At 48.0% G+C, this 23277-nt stretch carries 19 protein-coding genes and 1 pseudogene; 14 read left to right on the top strand and 6 right to left on the bottom strand.

Translation table 11 applies throughout. The features are described 5' to 3' along the window. Positions 1-255: 255 nt before the first annotated feature. Entirely contained in the window at positions 256-1380 is a 1125-nt protein-coding gene (locus MKY62_RS17530; RefSeq protein ID WP_016886365.1) for an aminotransferase class V-fold PLP-dependent enzyme, read from the top strand. 79 nt (positions 1381-1459) lie between these two features. Beyond that, positions 1460-1870, top strand: coding sequence for a DUF5412 domain-containing protein (locus MKY62_RS17535; protein ID WP_003185200.1), 411 nt, complete (start codon positions 1460-1462; stop codon positions 1868-1870). 5 nt (positions 1871-1875) lie between these two features. Here MKY62_RS17535 and helD read toward each other — a convergent pair whose 3' ends face one another. Further along, complete coding sequence (gene helD / locus MKY62_RS17540; RefSeq protein ID WP_003185203.1) at positions 1876-4206, bottom strand: RNA polymerase recycling motor HelD; 2331 nt, start codon at positions 4204-4206, stop codon at positions 1876-1878. 178 nt (positions 4207-4384) lie between these two features. Next, entirely contained in the window at positions 4385-4993 is a 609-nt protein-coding gene (locus MKY62_RS17545) for a trimeric intracellular cation channel family protein (RefSeq protein WP_003185205.1), read from the bottom strand. Positions 4994-5117: 124 nt separating this feature from the next. Between MKY62_RS17545 and MKY62_RS17550 the strand changes: the two are divergent. Next, positions 5118-5602: pseudogene (locus MKY62_RS17550) on the top strand (GrpB family protein). 138 nt (positions 5603-5740) lie between these two features. On the opposite strand, the gene MKY62_RS17555 reads toward MKY62_RS17550, so the two are convergent. The 4 genes from MKY62_RS17555 to MKY62_RS17570 all read right to left on the bottom strand — a co-directional run bounded on the left by MKY62_RS17555 (position 5741) and on the right by MKY62_RS17570 (position 9668). After that, positions 5741-6226, bottom strand: coding sequence for a GNAT family N-acetyltransferase (locus tag MKY62_RS17555; RefSeq protein ID WP_009329580.1), 486 nt, complete (start codon positions 6224-6226; stop codon positions 5741-5743). Between the two features lie 106 nt (positions 6227-6332). Next, complete coding sequence (locus tag MKY62_RS17560) at positions 6333-6746, bottom strand: disulfide oxidoreductase (RefSeq protein WP_003185211.1); 414 nt, start codon at positions 6744-6746, stop codon at positions 6333-6335. After that, positions 6736-7431 carry a DsbA family protein gene (locus MKY62_RS17565; protein WP_003185213.1) on the bottom strand — a complete coding sequence of 232 codons (696 nt, stop codon included), beginning with the start codon at positions 7429-7431 and terminating at the stop codon, positions 6736-6738. Before MKY62_RS17565 ends, MKY62_RS17560 begins: the two co-directional genes overlap by 11 nt. Positions 7432-7556: 125 nt before the next feature. Next, positions 7557-9668, bottom strand: a complete 2112-nt coding sequence (locus tag MKY62_RS17570) for a heavy metal translocating P-type ATPase (RefSeq protein ID WP_003185215.1) — start codon at positions 9666-9668, stop codon at positions 7557-7559. Between the two features lie 252 nt (positions 9669-9920). Between MKY62_RS17570 and MKY62_RS17575 the strand changes: the two genes are divergently transcribed. From MKY62_RS17575 to pfkB, 11 genes are all read left to right on the top strand, one after another. Then, positions 9921-11135, top strand: a complete 1215-nt coding sequence (locus tag MKY62_RS17575) for an ABC transporter substrate-binding protein (protein WP_009329583.1) — start codon at positions 9921-9923, stop codon at positions 11133-11135. A 26-nt stretch (positions 11136-11161) separates the two neighbouring features. Further along, the gene (locus tag MKY62_RS17580; protein WP_003185218.1) at positions 11162-12055 is read left to right on the top strand and encodes a sugar ABC transporter permease; all 894 of its coding nucleotides are present in this window, start codon (positions 11162-11164) and stop codon (positions 12053-12055) included. Further along, entirely contained in the window at positions 12052-12873 is an 822-nt protein-coding gene (locus tag MKY62_RS17585) for a carbohydrate ABC transporter permease (RefSeq protein WP_003185219.1), read from the top strand. Before MKY62_RS17580 ends, MKY62_RS17585 begins: the two co-directional genes overlap by 4 nt. Before the next feature lie 21 nt (positions 12874-12894). After that, on the top strand, positions 12895-15204 hold the full coding sequence (gene yicI, locus MKY62_RS17590; RefSeq protein WP_003185222.1) for an alpha-xylosidase: 2310 nt from the start codon (positions 12895-12897) through the stop codon (positions 15202-15204). A 15-nt stretch (positions 15205-15219) separates the two neighbouring features. Beyond that, positions 15220-18165: a glycoside hydrolase family 3 protein gene (locus MKY62_RS17595; protein WP_003185224.1), complete on the top strand. Its 2946-nt coding sequence runs from the start codon at positions 15220-15222 to the stop codon at positions 18163-18165. Between the two features lie 224 nt (positions 18166-18389). Next, complete coding sequence (locus MKY62_RS17600; protein WP_003185226.1) at positions 18390-19133, top strand: metal ABC transporter ATP-binding protein; 744 nt, start codon at positions 18390-18392, stop codon at positions 19131-19133. Continuing rightward, entirely contained in the window at positions 19133-19993 is an 861-nt protein-coding gene (locus MKY62_RS17605) for a metal ABC transporter permease (RefSeq protein WP_003185227.1), read from the top strand. Before MKY62_RS17600 ends, MKY62_RS17605 begins: the two co-directional genes overlap by 1 nt. A 27-nt stretch (positions 19994-20020) precedes the next feature. Beyond that, on the top strand, positions 20021-20950 hold the full coding sequence (locus MKY62_RS17610; RefSeq protein ID WP_003185228.1) for a metal ABC transporter substrate-binding protein: 930 nt from the start codon (positions 20021-20023) through the stop codon (positions 20948-20950). 104 nt (positions 20951-21054) lie between these two features. Then, a complete protein-coding gene (locus MKY62_RS17615) occupies positions 21055-21381 on the top strand; it encodes a four-helix bundle copper-binding protein (protein WP_003185231.1) in 327 nt (108 codons plus the stop codon). 109 nt (positions 21382-21490) lie between these two features. Next, positions 21491-22270, top strand: coding sequence for a MurR/RpiR family transcriptional regulator (locus tag MKY62_RS17620; RefSeq protein ID WP_003185233.1), 780 nt, complete (start codon positions 21491-21493; stop codon positions 22268-22270). Between the two features lie 83 nt (positions 22271-22353). After that, positions 22354-23268, top strand: a complete 915-nt coding sequence (gene pfkB / locus MKY62_RS17625) for a 1-phosphofructokinase (RefSeq protein ID WP_003185235.1) — start codon at positions 22354-22356, stop codon at positions 23266-23268. Positions 23269-23277: the final 9 nt, after the last annotated feature.

The following is a 23277-nucleotide window of genomic DNA, read 5'->3' on the forward strand; positions in this document are numbered from 1 at the left end:
CTTTTCATCTGTTTGAATTGCTCTAATTGAATCATAAATCAGACGATGAAAGAAAGCAATCGCACTGAACAATGGTTCACCAGAGCATGGGAGCTTTTGATGCTGACGGAAGAAAGCTTCCCGAAAATGTGGCAGTTTTTTAAACAACTGCCGCGTTCGCTTTTTCGCTTAAATAGGCTTCTGACCGCTTGATCGTAACCGTGAAAAAGAGGATTTTTTCAAGCCCCGCTCGAAGCTTTAATAAGGAGGGATATCATGAAGCATCCATTCGACAATTTCCGTTCTTTATTCCCGAAATTGTCTGATCATGTTCATCTTGCCGCATGTTCCGGAAGCGCATTGGCTCTGCCTGTTGCCAAAGCGGTCGATGAGTATCAGAACGGCCTTTTAACAGCCGGTGCAGACTGGAAAGCACATCTCGACAAGATGGATGAGACCAAGGAAAAATTCGCCCGGCTGATCGGTGCTGAAAAAGAAGAGATAGCCGTTTTGCCGTCAGTATCTGACGCAGTGGCCGCTGTGGCCGCCGCAATGCCGCAGCCACCCCGTCGAAGGCAGATCGCCTTCACGGATATCGATTTTCCTGCTGTCGGCCAAATTTGGCTTGCGCAAGACCGCTTCAAAGATCACCTCATCATCATTCAAAGCGAAGATGGGATGATTGACTTGGAACAATACGAAAAAGACGTTACCGATCAGACGCTCTTGACGTGTGTGCCCCATGCCGGCTATCGGAACGGGTTTAAGCAAGACATAAAGCAGATTGCCGAGATTGTTCATCAGAAAGGGTCGCTTTTATTCGTCGACGCCTATCAGACTGCCGGCCACATTCCGATTCATGTCAAAGACATGGATATCGACATCCTTGCGGCGGGGACGCGCAAATACATGCTCGGCATTCCCGGAACAGCTTTTTTATATATGAAACGCGAACTTTGCGAACAATTTGAGCCAAAAACGGCCGGCTGGTTCGGAAGGAGCGCGCCATTTGCCTTAGATTCAGGCTTTGCGGAAGGTGCGAAACGCTTCGAGTCGGGGACACCGTCATTTATCAGCATATATGCGGCAGACGCGGCATTGAAGCTGCTGCTTGAAGCGGAGTCCGACAGGATCAAGCCCTATCTGCGGCAGCTTGCGGCATTCTCTTTGCAATACGGTGCGGAAAAAGGCCTGAAGATCACAGGACCCAACACCGTACATAACAGAACAAGCCTGATCTCGGTGTATGCCGAAGAAGCCGCCCGTGTTGAATCCCTCTTGCGTGAAAAGCATATCATCGTCTCAAAGCGAAACAACGTCATAAGAATAGCCCCGCATTTTTACAATACAAAGGAGGAAATCGGATTTGTGATGGATGAGATCGCGGCAATCGTAGGCTAAGCCCCCGGCTTTAAAATGGACAGAATGCGATTTTTTCCTTAAACTATAAAAAACAATTTTCATCAAGGAATGAGACAAAATGGAGCTTTATATCGAAGGTGAATTAGAAGAGCATAGGAAGCTGCCGCACCGAAAAGTTTTGTTTGCCATTTTGGCTGTTTTGCTAGGGTCCGGGATTACCATCGGATATATCGTGTATACGCATTTTTATTCGATGAATCATCTGCCGAAAGGAAATTGGTTTCAGTCTTCCGGTTCGCCGAATCAAGCATACAACCTGAATTTGTATAGAGTGAACAAAGGCGGGGGAACGAACTCCCCTTCCGTCAGAGGGGAATTGACAACGGTTGCCACCGGTGAACGAAAGAATATCTATTGGGGATACGAAGAAGAACATGCCAAAATCGAATGGCAGGACAAATACCATGTGTCCATCAACAACAATGTGCTGGACGTCAGAACTGATATATATGATGGAAGAAGAGAGTGACGGCGTCACTCTCTTCTCGTGTACATATCATTTGGGACGCCGTTTAAAAAATGCGTTTCTTTTCCAATGGAAAAGAGGTGCAGCTCATGCATCGCCCTCGTGCACGCCGTATAAAATAAAGTCCGCTCTCTTTCCTTTTTGTATTGCTTTTCAGAAGCGTCATAAATGATGACGGCATCAAATTCGATCCCTTTCGCCAAATAGACGGGAATGACGACCACGCCTTTTTGAAACGTTCTCGTTTCTTTATCGATCAGTTTAAGCTCTGCATGCTGCTGAAGATGCTGGAACGCATCCCTGCATTCCCGGACTGTTTTACAGATGACTGCAATCGTCTCAAGTCCTTCTTTTTGAAGGGCGGTCATAAGGGAAGCCATCTCTTTATGGTGTGCATGAGGATCGGCTGATATTGTCAAAGTCGGTTTTTTGCCGTTCCTATTAAAAGCTTCGATCTCTTCGCCCCCTTCGATGATGCGCTTTGTCAATTCAACAATTTCTTTCGTCGACCTGTAGCTGCGCTTCAAGGTGATGATCTCCGTTTTTTCGCCTTCAAACACGCCTCCCGACAGAAGCGTCTTATCGTGATAGGCATGGGCAAGAATCGCCTGGTTTAAGTCTCCCAGCATCGTGATGCTGCACGCGGGAAACAAGCTCTCCAAAAAAGCAAGTTGAAAAGGCGTGTAATCCTGGGCTTCATCAATGAATAAATGGCGGATTGCCGTGTTTTTCCCCCCGCCTTTCAGCTTGTTTTTCATATATAAAAAAGGGACGGCATCTTCATAAAGCAGCTTCTCAAAACGAAAGCTTTTCTGAGTGAATGTGCAAATGCTCTGCCAGTCATCAGGGCGCGTTTGCGGGGTATAGCGTCCGGAAAAAAGCTGAAGGTATGTTCCTTTAAAATCAATAAAGCCGAACGCTTTTACCACTTGCTTGAGCGGCTTGAACTCCCTTTCGGCAACGATGGAGGCAAGGAGGTTTCGCTCCCTTTCATAATCGTCAAACGTATTCTCCGTAAAGCGCTGTTCCTCCTGAAGACGTTTATAAGCCTTTAAGTATTCCTCTTTATCCAGCAGCTCGCTTTCTTCGATGACCCAGTCTTTTTTTCTTTCCTGGCGTTCATATTTATTCAGGAGCTGCAACAGCCATTTTCCCGTTTGTTCAATCCGGTTGGACAGCGTGTCTGAATGATCAAGGGCCGCGAAAAATTTCCGCATCTGACCGCTTGTGATGATCCTTTTTCCGCGAAAGGTGATATGTTTAAACACCAGGTGCCCTTTTGCCAAATATTTGACGTAATCATCGATGATGCCTTTGAAAGCCAGACTGGATTTCAATTCAATCGATTTCATCCGGATGCGCTGCTCCTCACCGTCTGAAGCGGTTAAACAATATTCAAGCTGATCGAACGGAGTCTCGCATGGTACCTGCTTTCCAAGGCGGCGCGCTACAAATTCCTGGAACGTCGTCTGCTGGATGTTTTCCTCTCCGAGCTCAGGCAGAACATTGGCGACATAGCTGTTAAAAAGCAGGTTTGGAGAGAATAGCAGCATCTGGCTCGACTCGATCTGCCCGCGGCCGCGGTACAGCAAATATGCGGCCCGCTGCAATGCCGCCGACGTTTTTCCGCTGCCAGCCGCTCCCCGAACAATTAAAAAGCGGCTCTTTTCGTTCCGAATGATCTGATTCTGTTCTTTTTGAATCGTCGCGACGATGCTTTTCATCTGGATATCGGCCTGCTGCCCCAGCACTTCCTGAAGGACTTCATCCCCAATCGCCATATCCGTATTAAACATCGCTTTCAGCTGTCCGTTTTTGAAGAGAAATTGCCTTTTCAGCTCAATCGTTCCCCTGACCGTCTCGTCCGGAACTTCGTATTGAGCCGCGCCGGGTCCATAGTTATAGAACAGACTGGAAATCGGCGCTCTCCAATCATAGATCAAAAACCGCTCTTCTTTTTCATACATTAAAGAGGCGAGTCCGATGTAGACGGACTCAGCGTTTTCTTCGCCGTCCTCCAAAAAATCTACGCGGCCGAAATAAGGCGATTCTTTCACTTTTAACAGGTTTTTCAGCTGGCTGTAAAACTGCTTATGGCTCCTTTCCCTCTCAGCCAAAACCTCAGCCTGCTGTTTAATGCTAAAAAATGTTTCAACCGCTTCATTTTCATCGGCTATGTTTACGGTGACATCGCTCCAAAAATGTTTCCGTAAATCGATGATATCCTCCTTCAATCCGCCGGTTTTTCCCTTTAGAGAATGAAGCTTTTGATCCAATTCCTTTAAAACAAGCCGGATTCGTTTTTCCTCTTCCAGCCATTCCTGACCGTTTTCCTGCACGCTGACCACTCCCTAAAAAGATTTGACATCGAAAAAGATTCATGATAAAATAAAAATGGATAAAATTATAATTATTGAAATTTTATGTTAAAATACACTTCATCTTATCATATAACCTTTGGTCAAATCAATATAAAAAGCCGATTTTTCAATCAACGAAAAATCGGCTTTTTTCTATTCAGCTGTGGGACCGCAGCGAACGGTTCGGCAGCTTCCAGTTGAACATGTACGAACATACACGGCACGCGACCAGCAAAGCAAACAGGATATACAACGTGAGCGGCTTCTCCGCCCAGCCCATGCCGATAATGAATCCGCCCAAAGCGGCCCAAACGGCGTAAATCTCCGTTTTCAGCACAAGCGGCTTTCTTCCGGCCAGAAGGTCCCGGATCATTCCGCCGCCGCTTCCTGTTAAGACCGCCGCAACGATCACTGCGCTGACCGGATGGTTCATGTGAACGGCATAAAGGGCTCCTTGTATCGCAAATGCGGCAAGACCGATCGCGTCTGAAAAGCTGCCCCAGATGCTCCAGTGCTTTAACAGGAGCTTCGGAAACAAAAAAACGATCGTGATCGAGACAAGAGCGATTAGAAACAGACTCCCCTGCTCCCACAAGGCGGACACTGGAACTCCGATGAGCAGGTTTCTGATCGCCCCTCCGCCGAACGCTGTCACAATCCCCAATATATAAACTCCTAAAATATCATACTCTTCTTCCATTGCAACGATCGCTCCGCTGATCGCAAAAGCGACGGTTCCGATGATGCTCAACACTTCCCAAGCCATCTAAGATGTCCTCCATACTAAACTTCAATCTTTTTGATTTTATAACTTCTCCAACCTTTAAATCAACCCTCTCTGAATCAAAATATCTTATAATATAGAAAGATGTTTTTAAAGGGGTGGAAACATGGGACAGGAGGTCATCATCGAAAAAGCGAAAGCCGAGTGGGCGCACGAATTTGAAGCTGAAAAACAACAGCTCGCAGATGTCCTCGGAAAAAAAGTTCTCGCTATCGAACAAATCGGCAGTACCTCTGTTCCCGGCCTTGCAGCAAAACCGGTACTCGATTTGATGGCCGGCGTGAGCAGTCTCAGCGAAGCTTCAGTTGGATCGAACCGCTTCAGGAGCTCGGCTATGAGCACGTATTTCACGAAGCCTTCCCAGCCAGGCGTTTTTTTCGAAAGGGAAAGCGGAGGGCGGGCACACGCCATCTGCACGTATACATTTTTCAAAGCGAAGAATGGAAAAATCAGCTGAGATTCCGAAATTATTTAAGAAAGCATTCAGTCGAGCGGCAAGCCTATGAAACATTGAAAAAAACTTGGCGCGGCGTTTTCCATATTACCGGACTCCTATACAAAAGGAAAAGAATCGGTTCATCACAGCCGTGATTGAAAAAGCAAAACATTCGGAAAGGAGCGGCACGGCATGCTGAAAAAGACAAAACATAAACTGCTTACTATAGCCATCGCCTTCATTATGGCGGTTTTGTTGTACTACTATGTCCAAGTTACGAAGTGAAAGCGGGATTATACGTGCAAGGCCATTCTGACTGTTTTGAGGATATGCCCTTCGAAATCTTCATCATATTCGGCGACATCCTCAAAACCCTTCGCCTTGTAAAAGTTTTTTCCGGTGCGGTTTTCTTTTTCAACCTCTACAAAGATCTTTTTCACTCCCTTTAAATGGTTCATCCCCTCTTCCAATAATGCGGTTCCGATGCCTTTTCCCTGGTATTCCGGAGCTAAATAAACGGCTGCGAGATAGGCTACCCCTCCTTCTCTGACAAAGGAGTAGTTGGCAAAGCCGACGATTTTTCCGTCCGCTTCCGAAACGAGCATTAACGAGTGTTCCAAACGCTGCTGCATTCTTTCGTCATTGTACGCTTTCTGCAAGAACTTCTCTTGAATATCGAAAGGAATGATCCCTTCATACGTATGATTCCAGCTTGTTTTGGCAATCTGCTGTACTTGAGGGATGTCTTTCTTTTTCATTTTGCGAATCTTACACTCCATCCTCATCATCCTTCACATCTATTTGATAATTTCCAAATATTATAACATCCTTTCTATTGAACATGTATAAGAAATAAAAAAAGAGCATTGTCAGACAATGCTCTTTTTACTCGTCTTTCCCCTTGAGAAAGCACATAAAAATGATAATCAAAATAAATGCAATAAGGGCGAGAAACGGAATCGTGATGAAACCGAACCAATTGATATACTGCCCTGAGCAAGGCACTCCTGTGACACACGGTTTAATGCCGTTGAATCCGGGAATTTTTTGTTCCATGTAGTGCATCAGGGAAATGCCTGCGCCGATCACCGCCATCGGCAGCACGTATTTTTTCACGCGGGCATCGCCCTGAAATGTCGCAATTCCGAGAATCAGCACGAGCGGATACATCATAATCCGCTGATACCAGCACAGTTCGCAAGGAATAAATTTGCGGATTTCGCTGAAGTACAAGCTGCCTAGCGTCGCCGTTAATGAGACGATCCAGGCGCCGTACAGAAAAAGCAGTTTATTTTTCATCAGACTGGCCTTTCAGCTCTTTCTCGATCGTTTCTTTGATTTTGTCATAATCAAACGGTTTGTCGATTTTTACGCCGTTGACAAAGATCGTCGGCGTCGAGTCTACACCGTATTTGTTGATGAGCGAATTGTCCGTTTTTAATTGCTCAGCGAACGTTTTGTCATTTAAGCTGCTGACAAGCTTATCGCGTTTGATTTTCGTATTGGCTTCCGTGATGTCCGCCAATTTTGCCGGCGTCGCCCACTCGTTTTCCATCGTGTCATTGTCAGGCTGCGCCTTGTACAACGCCTCATGGAACTTCCAGAATGAATCCGGATCTTCCTTCCATACCTGCTCGGAAGCGAGGGCGCTCAATTCAGAGCCTCTGCCGTGCTGTTCATTGACGAAGTTAATATATGAAAAATTAACTTGATCTTTATCGATGTAATCCTTTTTCAAATCCGGAAAGACGGTCTCAGTCCACTGTTTGCAGCTGGGACATTTGTAATCTCCGAATTCCGTGATCGTTACAGCCGCATCTTTGTTGCCTAGAAGCGGCTGTCCTTCAGTTGAAGGCTTGTCATCAAAGGTTTGCGAAGCATTTTGGGTTTGATTGTTGATTACGACAAGTGCGCCGATCAGAAAAACGACCACGACTGTCATAATCACTGCAAATTTCATCGGTGACTGCTGTTTCTTCTTCACTTAGACACCTCATTATTCTTATTTTTTAGTATGCCAGTTTGATAACCTCTTTCATTTTAACAAGACAAGCCGCATTCGTGAAGATGCTAAAAAAGGAATTTCCAGTTCATTAGGTGGTAAAAAAGTTACATTTCTTTCACTTTTAATACCCTCATCGCATTTAAAACAGCCAGAAGGGTAACACCGACGTCTGAAAAGACGGCTTCCCACATCGTCGCGATGCCAAAAGCACCCAGGATGAGAAAAACTCCTTTAACGCCGAGTGCAAAAATAATATTCTGCCAGACAATCGTCCTCGTCCGCTTGGCAATGCTGATGGCTTCCGCAATTTTTGAAGGCTGATCCGTCATGATCACAATATCAGCCGCTTCGACTGCCGCATCAGAACCGAGGCCTCCCATGGCAACCCCGATATCCGCTCTCGCCAAGACCGGCGTATCGTTGATGCCGTCTCCTGCAAAAAGCAGCTTTTCTTTTGGAAGTTTTTGCTTATCTAATGTTTCAATACGGTCCACCTTGTGCTGCGGAAGTAGCTCCGCATGCACTTCATCAATGGACAGCTGTTCGCCGACCGCCTCACCGGTGTCTTTCGCGTCGCCCGTCAGCATCACCGTTTTTTTAATACCCGCTTTTTTCAAAGCGGAGATCGCACGCTTGGCATCCTCTTTGATTTCGTCAGCGATGACAATCGAGCCGATAAACGTATCGCCGGCGGCTACATAAACAACAGTTCCGATTTCACTTTCCTTTTGATACTGTATGCCGGCTTTCTTCATAAGCTTGGCATTCCCGGCTAAAATGACGGCTCCGTCTACAACCGCTCTGACGCCGAAGCCGGCCGTCTCGCTGTAATCTTTGATGCGGTCCGCTTGTACTTCCTTCCCGTATGCTTCACGGATCGACTCGGCGATCGGATGGCCGGAGAAATGTTCGGCAAGCGCCGCATATTCAAGCAGTTCATCTTCTTTGACATGGCTTGCAGGCGACAGCTTGACAACGGCAAATTCCCCTTTTGTTAAAGTGCCTGTTTTGTCAAAAACGGCGTATTTGACATCATTCAGCGCTTCTAAATAATTGCCGCCTTTCACGAGTATACCTGCTTTTGACGCCGCTCCGATGCCGCCGAAAAAGCCGAGCGGAATGGAAACGACGAGCGCGCACGGACAAGAAATGACCAAAAAGACAAGGGCGCGGTACACCCAATCTGACAGCAGGGCGCCTGAAATAATCAGCGGCGGGACAAAAGCGAGAAGAAGCGCGATTATCACAACGAAAGGCGTGTAATACTTGGCGAATTTGGTGATAAAATTCTCTGTTTTCGCTTTTCTGCTGCTGGCATTCTGAACGAGGTCAAGAATCTTTGAAACGGTTGATTCACTGTATTCTTTGTCCACTTCCACTTCAAGCACGCCGTTTTTGTTGACAAATCCGCTCAGCACCTCTGTTCCGGGAGCGGCTTCTCTCGGAACGGATTCTCCGGTTAATGCGGACGTATCGACAAGCGATTTGCCTGCCCGCACTTTGCCGTCAAGCGGCACTTTCTCTCCCGGCTTGACGATGATGATATCGCCGGCTTTGACCTCATCGGGAGACACTTTGACCGTTCCGCCTTCGGTTTGAAGATTGGCATAGTCGGGACGGATGTCCATCAAATCGCTGATCGACTTCCGGGAGCGGGTGACCGCGGCTCCCTGGAACAGCTCGCCTATTTGATAGAACAGCATAACCGCCACACCCTCGGGATACTGCTGAATAATAAATGCCCCCAGAGTGGCGATCGTCATTAAAAAGTGCTCATCAAAAACCCGGCCGCGAAAGATGTTTTTGACGGCCCTTAATACGACATCGCCGCCGATGATGAGGTAAGCTAGGAAAAAAAGAAGCCACTCGGCTGCGGTGCCGCCGGGAAGCAGAAAGCCCGCCGCACCGAGAACGGTTCCTGCAGCAAGCCTTGCAACCGTTTTTTTAAACCGTCCGTCGCTTTCTGGTGGGGCCTGTTTTGTCCCTTCCTTCAGCGTCGCGTTGACGTGCGGTTCGATCTCGGTTACTTTTTTCTTTATTATTAAAGAAATGTCTTCGCCGCTGTTTTGGTCGACTTGGACAGTCAGCGTGCTTGTTGCAAAATTGACCGAACACGCTTCAATCCCCTTCATACCGGCTATCTCATGCTCAATTTTTTGTGCGCAATTGCTGCAGTCAAGGCCGTTTAGCGTGTACTCCTGTTTCACCTTTTCCATCTCTCTCACCTTTCTTTTTCAGCGCCGGGCTTTATTTTATATATGAGCATATACGCATATATTATCTACCCTTATTATATGCTTCATCCGAAAAATGTGTCAATCGATCTTTGTTATCATACGCACCGGCTGTTTCCGTGTTTACCCTGATCCGCGTCTGCGAAAACTCTGCTGGCATATTGGAAGCAATGCCCAAATATACTTAGTTTAGCTATTAAACTAACAAGCTTTTTTCATAAGGAGTGAGCGCTTTTGAAAAAATCGTGTCTGATGATCGTCTGCCTCGCCTTTCTTCTTGCTTTTTCCGCAGGCTGCAAAAGCAGCACCGGCACAAAGCATACGGAAGAAATAAAAGTCTGGGATTACTTTACCGGCAAGCAGCAGGATCTTTATCATGAGCTTGTCGAACAGTACAATCGGTCCCAGGACCGGTACAAGGTCGTAACGGAGTACATTCCTTTTAATGAAGTGAAAAAGCAGCTGTCTGTCGGTACAGCCGGCAATGCCATGCCTGACGCCGTATTCCTTGACAATGTCGACAATGCTTCATTCGCCGCTATGGGCGTGCTCGAAGATTTGACGGAGAAAATCGAACAATGGGGGCAGGCTGACCAGTTTTATGAGGGGCCTCTATCATCAGCCGGATATGAAGAGAAGTACTACGGCATCCCTTTCGCAAGCAATGCGCTTGCCTTGTTTTACAACAAAGACCTCTTGAAGAATGCAGGGATCTCCAAACCGCCTGAAACGTGGAGCGATCTGAAAAAAGCGGCGGAAAAAACGAGCAAAGGCCAAACGAAAGGATTTGCCCTGTCAGCCGTAAAATCAGAGGAAAGCGCTTTTCAATTTTATCCGTTTCTTTTGTCTTCCGGAGCAGATCTAAAACAGCTGAATTCAAAAGAAGCAGCCTCTTCTCTTCAGTTTTTAACAGATCTGATCAAGAAAGGCGCAATGAGCAAGGAAGTGTTAAACGCCACCCAGGATGATCTGGCCAGACAGTTTGCAGCAGGTCAGCTCGCCATGATGATCAACGGCTCCTGGAATATTGAACGGCTGGAAGAAGCCGAAGACTTAAATTACGGGATTACCTATATCCCGAAAGATCAAACATTCGCTTCTGCCCTCGGCGGCGAAAATATTGCCGTCGTTAAAGGAAAAAACACCGCCGGCGCCTGGGATTTTATCAGTTGGCTGATCGATCCGGAGCGGCTCGAAACGCTGACAGCAGAAACAGGCGTGTTTCCGCCGCGCAAAGATTTGCTCGAATCATCGAGCCATTGGAAAACAGATGATAATTTAAAAGCCTTCATTCCAATCATAGAGATCGCATCAGCCCGCGGCCCTTCGAAAGACTGGCCGAAGATTTCGGAAGCTTTGCAGACTGCCCTGCAGGAAGCATTGAGCGAAAGCAAAACGCCGAAAGAAGCGCTGGATGAGGCCGCGCAAAAAATCAGCGCCTTAAACTAGCTTTAAGCGCACGAAGGAGTTTTGTCATGATCAGAGCCATTGTCCGTAAATGGGAAGGGTACTTTTATTTGTTTCCGGCAGTTCTTTTTATGCTTGCTCTTATCGGTTATCCTCTCATCTACAACATGATTCTCAGCTTTCAAAACGTATCGCTTGCAAATATAGCCTCACACGATATCAGCTTTATCGGAATCGAAAATTATCAGCGGCTTGCCCAGGATAAAGTATTTTGGGCATCTTTAAAAAACACGCTGCTTTACACGGCCGGAAGCGTTGTATTTCAGTTTGCAATCGGCTTTTTGCTCGCTTTGTTTTTCAGCATGAAGTTCAGGCTTGCCCCGTTTCTCAGGGGATTGATGATGGTGAGCTGGCTCATCCCGCTGACGGTTACGGCGCTTTTATTCAAGTTTATGATGGCTTCAAACGAAGGAGTGTTCAATCAGCTGCTCCTATCATGGGGAATGATCGACACCCCGATCCCCTGGCTGTCAGACCCGAATATGGCCATCTGGTCCGTTATCATCGCCAACATCTGGGTCGGCATTCCTTTTAATATGCTGCTCATATCCGCTGGACTCAGCTCCCTTCCGGAAGACGTCTATGAAAGCGCAAGCCTTGACGGCGCCAATGCTTTTCAGAAATTCATCCATCTGACACTGCCTTTATTGCGGCCGGTGATCACTGTCGTCATGATGCTCGGCTTCATTTATACGTTCAAAGTGTTCGATCTTGTGTTTGTGATGACTGGAGGCGGTCCCGTGGACGCAACTGAAGTCCTGTCAACCGTCAGCTACCGCTACTCCTTTGACGAATTTCAATTCAGCATGGGCGCGGCAAGCGCCAATGTCCTGTTTCTTATTCTTCTTTTGGTCAGTCTCGTCTATTTGCGGCTGATCAAAAAAGATGAGGTGATGTCGTGAAAACGAACCAAAAGGAATGGCTCTTTAACATTATTGGCGTCCTCGTTACAGCCGGCTTTTTATTCCCCGTTTACTGGATGATTGCTACGGCTTTCAAAAGCGATGCCGAATTGTTTAAAACACCGCCTTTATTGTGGCCCGAGACATTCCGCACGGCCGGCTTTGAAGCTGTGTTCACTTCTGGCGTCGCCGGATACTTTTTGAACAGCCTCCTGATTTCCGGGGCGGCTGCCGTCATCGTTCTCATATTGGCCGTTCCTTCCGCCTACGGCTTGGCGCGCTTTCGGATCAAGGGCAAAAAAATGTTCATTTTACTGTTTCTCATCACGCAAATGCTGCCTGCCACCGTTGTTTTGACTCCGCTGTTTATCGCCTTTAATCAACTGAACATATTAAATACGTATATCGGACCGATTTTGACGGGGGCAACGCTCGGCGTTCCTTTTTCTGTTTTAATGCTCAGAACCTTTTTTCTTGGGATTCCCAAGGACCTTGAGGATGCGGCCAAAATCGACGGCTGCAGCCGTTTTACCGCGTTCATCCGCATCATTTTGCCTATCAGCGTACCCGGGATTGCCGTCAGCGGAGCGGTTTCTTTCTTTTTCACATGGGGAGATTTGATTTACAGCATGACATTCAACCGAAATCAGGAGCTGTGGCCGCTGACGGCCGGCATTTACAATGTGATCAGCCAATACGGAATCCAGTGGAATGATCTGATGGCATTTGCCGTTTTATCGGTTCTGCCTGTCATCATCATTTTTATGCTGCTTCAAAAGCAGCTTGTTAAAGGACTTATCAATGGATCTATCAAGTAAAAAGAAAGGGTGTTTTCGATCATGAAATTTTCAGACGGCTACTGGCTGACGCGCGAAGGATATCACATCAACACGCCGAAAGAAGCCTACGACCGAATGATTGATCAGCAATCATTGACCGTGTACGGGCCTGTCAAAGCGGTTCAAAAGCGCGGGGACACGCTCGACACCCGCATGCTCACCGTCAGATTTTCGAGTCCCCTTGAAGACATGATCCGTGTGCAAGTGTTCCATTTTCAAGGGGAAACGCCTCGGAAACCCGACTTTCAACTGCATACGGCAGATGTTGAACCGGTCATCACCGAACACGATGATGCGTTGACCTTCCAAAGCGGCAGCCTGTGCGTCGAAGTGAGCAAAAACGGTTGGGGCTACCAATTTTCACGTGATGGACAGAGCCTGACCGCAAGCGAATCGAACAGCCTCGCCTATATCACAAGCGATGACGGGCGCACCTTTATGAGGGAACAGCTCAACATCGGCGTCGGCGAATTGCTCTACGGCCTTGGCGAGCGTTTTACGGCATTCGTGAAAAACGGCCAAACCGTCGACATCTGGAATCAGGACGGCGGAACAAGCACAGAGCAGGCATATAAAAATGTGCCGTTCTATTTGTCAAACAAAGGGTACGGTGTTTTTGTCAATCATCCCGAGCTCGTCTCGTATGAAATCGGTTCTGAAGTCGTATCCAAAGCGCAGTTTTCGGTCGAAGGAGAATCGCTCGACTATTTTGTCATCAGCGGCGCCGAACCAAAGGATGTTTTGAAACGCTATGCCGCGTTAACGGGAAAACCGGCGCTTCCCCCGGCCTGGTCTTTCGGCCTCTGGTTGTCAACATCGTTCACAACCGACTATTCCGAGGAGACCGTGACCCGCTTCATCGACGGGATGACCGAACGCGGCATCCCGCTCAGCGTGTTTCATTTTGACTGCTTCTGGATGAAAGAATTTGAATGGTGCAATTTCGAATGGGATGAACGATATTTTAAGCAGCCTGAAGCCATGCTCAGCCGCCTGAAAGAAAAGGGCCTGAAAATATGCGTCTGGATCAACCCTTACATCGCGCAAAAATCAAAGCTTTTTCAGGAAGGAAAGGAAAACGGCTACTTCTTGAAAAACAGCCGGGGGGATGTATGGCAGTGGGACCGGTGGCAGGCCGGAATGGCCATCGTCGACTTCACAAATGAAAAAGCGCGTGACTGGTATTGTTCAAAGCTTGAAAGCCTGCTCGACATGGGGGTCGACTGCTTTAAGACCGATTTCGGAGAACGGATTCCGAGTGACGCTGTTTACTTTGACGGATCAGATCCCGAAAGAATGCACAATTATTATTCTTATTTATACAACAAGACCGTATTTGACTTGTTGAGGCAAAAGCGCGGCGAACGGGAAGCGGTCGTGTTTGCAAGGTCTGCGACGGCCGGCGGCCAGCAATTTCCCGTACACTGGGGCGGGGATTGTTTTGCCAGCTATGATTCAATGGCTGAAAGCCTGCGCGGCGGCCTGTCGCTTTCTCTTTCAGGCTTCGGCTTCTGGAGCCATGATATCGGCGGATTTGAAAGCACGGCAACAGCCGATTTGTATAAGCGCTGGACCGCATTCGGCCTCTTGTCGACGCACAGCCGCCTGCACGGGAGCGAGTCATACCGCGTTCCGTGGCTGTTTGACGAAGAAGCGGCCGATGTCATGCGGTATTTTGTCAAACTGAAGCACAGGCTGATGCCTTATTTGTACGCCGCTGCACATGAAGCGCACGCTGAAGGCATTCCGATGATGCGGGCGATGCTCCTCGAATTTCCCGGAGACAACACCTGCCACTGGCTTGACAGACAGTACATGCTCGGCGGAAGGCTGCTCGTCGCTCCCGTTTTTCAGGAAGACGGCGCTGTCCGTTATTATTTGCCAAAAGGCACGTGGACACACCTTTTGACGGGAAAAGAGACGGAAGGCGGAGAATGGAAAGAAGAACGGTACGGCTATATGGGGCTTCCCCTGTTCGTCAGGGAAAACACACTGCTGCCGCTGGGGCAGGAATCCGGGCGACCTGATTATGATTATCTCGACGATGTGACGTTCTGCCTCTATCATTTAAAAGACGGCTGTACAGCCGAACAGACGATTTACAATGAAAAGGGCGAAGCAATGACACTCAGAGCTTCACGGCATCAAAATACGATTGCCGTGAAAACAACGGGCGTCCAAAAGAACTGGAAGCTGCTCCTCCGCGGTCTTTCTGTCACCTCTGTTATTAACGGAGCTGCGGAAGCGCTTCAGGAGGGAACAGCGGTTCAGCCAAAAGAAAAAGAACGGGATGTCTTCATTTATTTCTAAAAAGGAGTGATCAGGATGCTGAAAACGGTCCGCATCATCATATTGGGCGCAATGTGCACGATCCTTTCCGCCGCCGGTTTCGATCCGCCGCAGCCCGCAGCCGCTAAAAGCCAGGCTGATGAATATGAGTATCCCTTTCAAGATCCCAGTCTCCCTGTACAAAAAAGAGTCAGCGACTTGCTTTCACGGCTGACCCTTGAGGAAAAAGTGTCACTGATGCATCAATATCAGCCCGCCGTTCCCCGGCTGGGCATTCCCGCTTTTAAAACGGGCACAGAAGCGCTTCACGGCGTCGCCTGGCTCGGGGAAGCAACCGTTTTCCCGCAGGCTTTCGGGCTCGCGCACACATGGGACCGCTATTTAATCAAACAAATCGGCTCGGCGGTCGGTGATGAAGTCCGCGGCTTCCACCACCTTGATCCCGCGGCAAACGGAGTCAACGTCTGGGCGCCGGTCGTCGATCTGCTGCGTGATCCAAGGTGGGGAAGAAATGAAGAAGGCTATTCCGAAGACCCCTTTTTAACCGGGGAAATAGCAACCGCCTATGCCTCCGGGTTAAGGGGCGATCATCCCTTCTATTTGAAAACAGTTCCAACCTTAAAGCATTTTCTTGCCTATAACAACGAAACAGACCGGGGATTCAGCTCCTCAAGCATCGATCCCAGGAACATGCACGAGTATTATTTGAAGCCCTTCGAAACAGCAATTTCCAAAAAAGCTGCGTATGGACTGATGCCGGCCTACAATTCTGTCAACGATAAACCGGCCATTTTGAGCCCGCTGCTCGACAGTACAGTCAAACGTAGATGGGCCGGAGACGATTTCTTCATCGTCAGCGATGCCTTTGATCCTTCCGGAATCGTCAATGACCACAAGTATTATGACAGCCACGAAAAAGCCCATGCCCACGCCGTAAAAGCCGGCATTGACAACTTTACGGATCAGGGGGAAAATCCCGAGCTGACGAGAAACGCCTTAACCGGTGCCTTAAAGCAAGGCCTTATTTCTGAAAAAGACCTCGATCAAGCCTTGGCCAATACGTTCAGCATCCGTTTTCGCACGGGCGAATTTGATCCGGACGAACTCAATCCGTACAGCCGCCTGACAGATGACGTCATCAACAGTCCAAAGCATCAGCTGCTGGCGAAAAAAGCGGCTGAAAAAGCCATTGTTTTACTGAAAAACGACCAGGATCTGCTTCCTTTCAATGCCCGGAAGAATGAAAGCATTGCAGTCATCGGCCCGTTCGGAAATGCGCTTTACGAAGATTGGTACAGCGGAACGATGCCGTATCGGAAAACCCCGCTTGACGAAATCGCGGACAAAATCGGCAAAGACCGCGTCTCCTTTGCTGAAGGTCTGGAACAAAGCGGCTTCAAATCCGCGCCGACCGGAAAGTTTGTAACTGCAGGCCGGGACGGCAAACAACCGCTCACAGCAGCGGCTGATAAGCTTGAGAAAAGCACGGCATTCGATGCGGCGGATTGGGGAGAAAGCATCTTCACCCTCCGCGCCCAAGCGAACGGCCTCTATGTCTCGCTTCAGGATGACGGCCGGCTGATCGCTGATCAGAAACAGCCGAACGGCCGGACCGTTAAAGAAACATTTCAGTTCGAACAGCAGTCTGACGGGACATTTGCCATCAAAAATACGGCAAACGGCAAATATCTCACTGCCGGTAAAGACGGCACATTAACAGCCGCCGCCGAAAAGCCGGCAACAGCAGCGGAAAAGTTTTCAAAGACGATCATCAAGAGCGGTACGGATGAAGCGGTTCAGCTGGCAAAATCCGCGGACAAAGCCATCGTGTTTGTCGGCAACAATCCTTACATCAACGGCCGGGAAACCGAAGACCGGAAAGATATTACACTCCCTCCGGCCCAGGAAAATCTGCTGAAAGCTGTTTCTAAAGCCAATACCAATACGGTGCTTGTCGTAACGAGCAGCTATCCGTTTGCTCTCAACTGGGCAAAAGCGCACATTCCTGCGATCATATATTCCGCTCACGGAGGCCAGGAGGCGGGAAGCGCATTGGCGGACATTCTCTATGGAGATGTAAATCCGGGCGGACGGCTGACGCAAACTTGGCACACCTCAGTCAAAGAACTGCCGGATATGATGAATTACGATATCATCAAAGGGAAAAGAACCTATAAATATTTCGTAGGCAAGCCGCTGTTTCCGTTCGGCCACGGGTTATCCTATACAGCGTTTCGCTACAGCGATTTAAGCCTTTCCTCTGACAGCATCAAAAAAGACGGATCTGTCACGATTCGCGTCAACGTCACCAATACAGGCGGAAGAAAAGGAGATGAAGTCGTTCAGCTCTATACCTCTCCCCTGTTTAAAACACGGGTTAAACAGCCGAACCTGGACCTGAAAGATTTTCAGCGGGTTGAACTGGCACCGAAAGAAACGAAAACCGTGACATTCAAGCTGAAACAGACAGACCTTGCCTTTTGGGATGTGACGAGAGAAACATTTGCCGTTGAAAGAGGCCCTTACAGAATATCCGTCGGCAGCTCGGCGGCGGACATCCGCAAGACAAAGCGGATCTTCGTCCAAGGCGAAACAATTCGGGAACGGAACTTGCGCCGAAAGACAAACGCTGAAGACTACGACGACTACAAAGGCGTGCTCATCACCGAAGAATCCAAATACGGCGGCGATGCGGTAAAAAGCAGTACAACAAACGCGTGGATCGCCTACCATGATGTCCGCTTCAAAGGCGAAAAAAGGATAGAAGCAAAGGTTGCAAGCAGCGGCGCCGGCGAAATCGGCATCTTCCTCGACCATCCTCAAAAAGGAAAGCAAATCGGTTCGTTAAAAGTGCCTGACACATCCGGATTGCAAAACTGGAAAACGGTAAAAGCTTCCGTCCGAAAATCGACAGGCACCCACCGCGTCTTTTTTGTCTTCAAAGGGAAAGTTGCAATCGATTCGTTTCAATTTGAAAGATAAACCGGCAAACAAGAAATTTTTTAAAGCCATGCAGCTTGATCTGCATGGCTTTTACCGTTTTTCAGCAATTTTAGCGCTTTACAATTTAGGAATGATATATTAGAATTCAATCAAAAGTTGCATTAGGTAAAAAAAATGTCTTTAGGCAATAAAAAATTGCCGAAACAAAAATATTGTATGCAGGTTAACTTTCATATAGACATAGAAAGGGGTTAATGAACGCTATGAAACCCGCAATTACCGTAAAAGATTTATATGTTTCTTATCACGGCGCAGAAGCGCTCCGCAATATTAATTTCTCACTCGATCAAGGAATGATGGCGGGCATTATCGGACCGAACGGCGCAGGAAAATCAACGCTGTTAAAATCCATGCTCCAATTGATTCCAAAAGATAAAGGCGACGTCCGTCTGCTGGGAAAACCGCTCAAAGATGTACGCAAGCAAATCGCCTATGTTCCGCAGCGAAATGATATGGATTGGACGTTCCCGATCAATGTCCTCGACACCGTCATCCTCGGCACGTATCCTGAACTCGGCCTTTTCAGACGTCCGAAAAAACGCGATAAAGACTGGGCGTATCACTGTCTTGAGAAAGTCGGGATGGCTGCATATGCCAAGCGTCAGATCGGCGAACTGTCAGGCGGACAGCAGCAGCGCGTTTTTCTCGCCAGGGCGCTCGCCCAAAAAGCAGAGCTGTTCTGTCTTGACGAACCGTTCGTCGGTATTGATGTGACAAGTGAAGAAATGATCGTCAGCATCTTAAAAGAACTTCGTGATGAAGGAAAGACCGTTCTTGTCGTCCATCACGATTTGAGCAAAGCGGACAGCTACTTCAATGAATTAATTTTGCTGAACAAAGAGCTGATTCAAAAAGGCCCTGTCTCCGACATCCTCAATCCCGACGTGATGATGAAAGCCTACGAATCTCAGCTTCCGTTCCTGCAATCGAAAAGAGGTGCGATCTGATGGAGTTTATCCATGGTTTGATGGAATATTCGTTTCTGCAAAAATCGCTGTTCACCTCGATTATGGTGGGCATCATTTGCGGCGTCATCGGCTGCTTTATCATTCTCAGGGGAATGGCGCTGATGGGAGATGCGATTTCACACGCGGTTCTTCCCGGCGTCGCCATCTCTTATATGCTCGGCGTCAATTTTTTCTTCGGCGCCGTCTTTACGGGCATCCTGACGGCTCTCGGAATCGGCTATGTCAGCCAAAACAGCCGGATTAAAAACGATTCGGCCATCGGCATCGTATTTACGGCCTTTTTCGCCGTCGGAATCATATTGATCACGCTTGTCAAAAGCTCAAGCGATCTGTACCATATCTTATTCGGAAATGTGCTGGCCGTTCGTTCATCAGACATGTGGATCACGCTCGTCATCGGAGTCATTATTCTTACCGCTGTCTTTTTATTTTACAAAGAGCTGCTCATCACCTCTTTCGACCCGACGATGGCGGCTGTCTACGGCTTGCCGAACCGGCTGATCCACTACTTTTTAATGACGCTTTTAACAATGGTCACGGTCGCATCGCTTCAGACCGTCGGCATCATCCTCGTCGTCGCGATGCTGATCACGCCTGCCGCAACCGCTTATCTATTGACGGACCGGCTGTGGGTGATGATCTATTTGTCCGCTTTCCTCGGCGCTTTGTCAGCGGTCATCGGCCTTGGATTAAGCTATACGTACAACCTCTCCTCAGGAGCGGCAATCGTGCTCGTGGCTACGATTTTGTTCGGACTTTCCTTTACGTTTTCACCGAAACAAGGCGTGCTTTGGAGAGCTGTGAAATCAAGAAGAAAACGGGCAGCGCTTCAACAATAACCGCAAAATAAAGGGGGAAAACAAAACATGAAATGGAAGCAAACATTAGCAATTGCGGCGGCATTGATTCTGATTCTCGCCGCCGGCTGCTCCTCGAAAAGCAGCAGCGAAGAAAACGGAAAGCTGAAGGTCGTCACCACCTACTCCATTCTTTATGACATCGTCAAACAAGTCGGAGGGGATCACATCGATTTATACAGCATTGTACCTGTCGGAACAGACCCGCATGAATACGATCCGCTTCCTAAAGACGTGCAAAAAACGACGGACGCCGATGTCGTCTTTTACAACGGATTGAATTTGGAGACAGGGAACGGCTGGTTTAACAAGCTGCTGGAAACAGCTGAAAAAGACGGTGATGACGCCCCTGTCTACAAGCTGAGCAAAGGGGTCAAGCCAAAGCATCTCACCGCTAAGGGAAAAGAAACGGAAGAAGATCCCCATGCATGGCTCGACATTGAAAACGGGATTCAATATGCAAAGAACGCAAGAGACGCGCTGATCAAAAACGATCCCGACCATAAAGAAGACTACGAGAAAAACGCGGAAGCCTATATCGGCAAGCTGCAAAAGCTTCATGATGAAGCGGTGAACCGCTTTAAAGATATACCGAAAGAGCGCCGCGTCCTTGTGACAAGCGAAGGGGCTTTTAAATATTTCGCTTCGGCCTACGGCGTCGACGCGCAGTATATTTGGGAAATCAACACCGAAAATGAAGGAACTCCCGGTCAGATGAAAAAAATCGTCGACACAGTGAAGAAAAAGGACGTCCCGGCCTTATTCGTGGAGACAAGCGTTGACCCGCGGAGCATGGAAAGCCTTTCAGCCGAAACGGGCGTGCCGATTAAAGCAAAAGTCTTCACCGATTCGATCGGAAAGCCCGGTGAAGCGGGAGATTCCTATTATAAGATGATGAAAGAAAACCTTGACCGGATCCATCAAGGCCTCGCCGAATAACCAATGAACTGCTGTACAGGATGTACAGCAGTTTTTTTCTTATGTTTTTCCGATTTTAAAGCAGGGTACAACGAAGGGAAAACGAGGAAAAAGGAGTGTGTTTCGTGAAATCTGGATATGAGGAATGCATCAAAGCCTGCCGAGAATGTCTTGAAGCCTGCAACCACTGCTTTGACAAATGTCTGATGGAAGAAGAGGCTGGGATGATGGCCGAATGCATCCGTCTTGACCGGGAATGCGCGGAGATGTGCGGTTACGCAATTCAAGCCATGACGCGCAACAGCCCGTATGCCGAAGATATTTGCCAGCTTTGCGCAAAGGTTTGCGAAGCTTGCGGCAATGAATGCAGCCAGCACAAGCATGACCACTGCCAATTTTGCGCTGAAAGCTGCTTTGCATGCGCGGAAGCGTGCAGAAAAATGGCTTCTTAACTTGAAACATCCGGCCCTCGAGCCGGATATTCTTATGTAGGAAATGTTTATTTTTTCTCCTTCCCCCTTTCTAAACTGATACAATATGACTATAAAAGGGGGTTTTATCATGAAAGACAGCGTGTTTCAAATGACTTCTGACACATATCAATCTCTCAGCGATTCAGAACGGCATTTGCTCGAGTACATTTATCAGCACTTAGACGTCATCGCCACTTTATCGATTGTAAAATTAAGCGAGGATGCAAATGTTTCAACAGCCACGATTGTCAGGTTAATGAAAAAACTCGGATATGACGGCTACACTTCTTTTAAGTATGCATTAAAAGAAAAACACCACCTCGGACACGCTCCGCTGATGGATGATATCGACAGCCAAATTAAACAGGCCGTGCTAAAGAATGAAAGAGAAGTTCTGGATACGATTAAGATGCTTGATATCGGGTTGATCGAAGATGCCATTCAAAAAATCAGCAATGCCGAAAAAGTTTACATCTTCGCAAGAGGATTGTCTGAAATGATTGGAACCGAGATGACGATCAAGCTTCAGCTGCTCGGCAAAAACTGCGAGATGCACAGCGACCCGAATATTATCAGAGGAAAGTCAAAAACACTGGCCAAAAAAGACCTCGGCCTTTTTGTTTCCTTGAACGGCGAGACAGAAGAGCTTGTTGAAGCCGCTCAAAACTTCAAATTGCAAGCCATTTCCACCATTACATTAACGACAAGGATCGATTCGCGTCTTGCGAAATTATCAGAGATCGTACTGGTCGGGTTTAAAGGGGAACAATCATTTTTTCCCGATTATGAAGTCCGCTCTCGCCTCCCTCTGCAAGTCCTCTCCCGCATCATGCTGGACTCATATGTCATCCGCACCGCTCATAGCTGAAAACCTTTACACAACCTGTAAACATCCCCCCTTTCATCTGTGACATAATGTCTGTGAAGCCACAGATAAAGGGGGGATACAGCATGATCTATACATGCACGATGAACACCGCAGTCGACTTATTCGTTGAAACCGACGAGCTGCTTCCCGATGTTGTCAACCGTACTAAAGATGAAGATTATCAGCCAAACGGAAAAGGCGTCAATATTTCATTTATGCTCAAGCGCCTTGGTCTTGACAATACCGCGCTTGGCTTTACAGGCGGATTCACCGGGCGTTTTATTGAAAATGAACTGCTGAATGAAAAAATCGTCACAGACTTTGTCGAAGTGGAAGGCATCTCACGGATCAATATTTTTATCAATTCAACCCGGGAATTCAAGATTGTAAACAAAGGACCGCTCATATCTGAAGCCCGAAAACAGGAGCTGATCAACAAAATCCGTCAAATCCCGCCGGGCCGTTTCTTATTTATTTCAGGCAGTCTTCCGAGAGGAGTCCCTGATGACATGTACCTTTCGCTTTCCGAGATTGCCGCCGAAAACAAACTGAAATTGATCTTGGATATCAGTTCTCCCGTCCTATTAGATTGTCTTTCATACCATCCTTACCTGATTAAGCCGAATGAACAGGAGCTTGCCGCATTTTTCAGCCGGAAGAAAGCGCTGTCCGAAGAAGAAATCATCCATTACGGAAAGGAACTTCTCGACCGCGGCGCTGAAAGGGTTCTCATCTCCCGCGGCAAAGACGGAGCCCTTTATTTGGACCGCCAAAGAACATTAAAAGCGACCGCCGCTAAAGGCAAAGTTGTCAATACAGCATGTGCCGGCGATGCCATGCTTGCCGTATTCGTCGGAAAACAGGAGCTCGGCTGTTCCGTTCCTGAAGCACTCAGGCACGCCTCTGCCGCCGGTTCCTTGACGGCATTCTCGAAAGGACTCGGTGATGTGTCCAAACTCGATCAAACAGCTTCACAAATTCAAATCACTCATTTATAAAGGGGGTTT

It is taken from the genome of Bacillus sp. FSL R7-0646 (assembly GCF_037969865.1).
GTDB lineage: Bacteria > Bacillota > Bacilli > Bacillales > Bacillaceae > Bacillus > Bacillus licheniformis.

What these genes read in the sequence shown, in the direction of transcription:
- MKY62_RS17530 (WP_016886365.1), top strand. Translation starts at nt 256, where the DNA reads ATGAAGCATCCATTCGACAATTTCCGTTCTTTATTCCCGAAATTGTCT.
- MKY62_RS17535 (WP_003185200.1), top strand. Translation starts at nt 1,460, where the DNA reads ATGGAGCTTTATATCGAAGGTGAATTAGAAGAGCATAGGAAGCTGCCG.
- MKY62_RS17545 (WP_003185205.1), bottom strand. Translation starts at nt 4,993, where the DNA reads ATGGCTTGGGAAGTGTTGAGCATCATCGGAACCGTCGCTTTTGCGATC.
- MKY62_RS17555 (WP_009329580.1), bottom strand. Translation starts at nt 6,226, where the DNA reads ATGGAGTGTAAGATTCGCAAAATGAAAAAGAAAGACATCCCTCAAGTA.
- MKY62_RS17560 (WP_003185211.1), bottom strand. Translation starts at nt 6,746, where the DNA reads ATGAAAAATAAACTGCTTTTTCTGTACGGCGCCTGGATCGTCTCATTA.
- MKY62_RS17570 (WP_003185215.1), bottom strand. Translation starts at nt 9,668, where the DNA reads ATGGAAAAGGTGAAACAGGAGTACACGCTAAACGGCCTTGACTGCAGC.
- MKY62_RS17580 (WP_003185218.1), top strand. Translation starts at nt 11,162, where the DNA reads ATGATCAGAGCCATTGTCCGTAAATGGGAAGGGTACTTTTATTTGTTT.
- yicI (WP_003185222.1), top strand. Translation starts at nt 12,895, where the DNA reads ATGAAATTTTCAGACGGCTACTGGCTGACGCGCGAAGGATATCACATC.
- MKY62_RS17595 (WP_003185224.1), top strand. Translation starts at nt 15,220, where the DNA reads ATGCTGAAAACGGTCCGCATCATCATATTGGGCGCAATGTGCACGATC.
- MKY62_RS17600 (WP_003185226.1), top strand. Translation starts at nt 18,390, where the DNA reads ATGAAACCCGCAATTACCGTAAAAGATTTATATGTTTCTTATCACGGC.
- MKY62_RS17605 (WP_003185227.1), top strand. Translation starts at nt 19,133, where the DNA reads ATGGAGTTTATCCATGGTTTGATGGAATATTCGTTTCTGCAAAAATCG.
- MKY62_RS17610 (WP_003185228.1), top strand. Translation starts at nt 20,021, where the DNA reads ATGAAATGGAAGCAAACATTAGCAATTGCGGCGGCATTGATTCTGATT.
- MKY62_RS17620 (WP_003185233.1), top strand. Translation starts at nt 21,491, where the DNA reads ATGAAAGACAGCGTGTTTCAAATGACTTCTGACACATATCAATCTCTC.
- pfkB (WP_003185235.1), top strand. Translation starts at nt 22,354, where the DNA reads ATGATCTATACATGCACGATGAACACCGCAGTCGACTTATTCGTTGAA.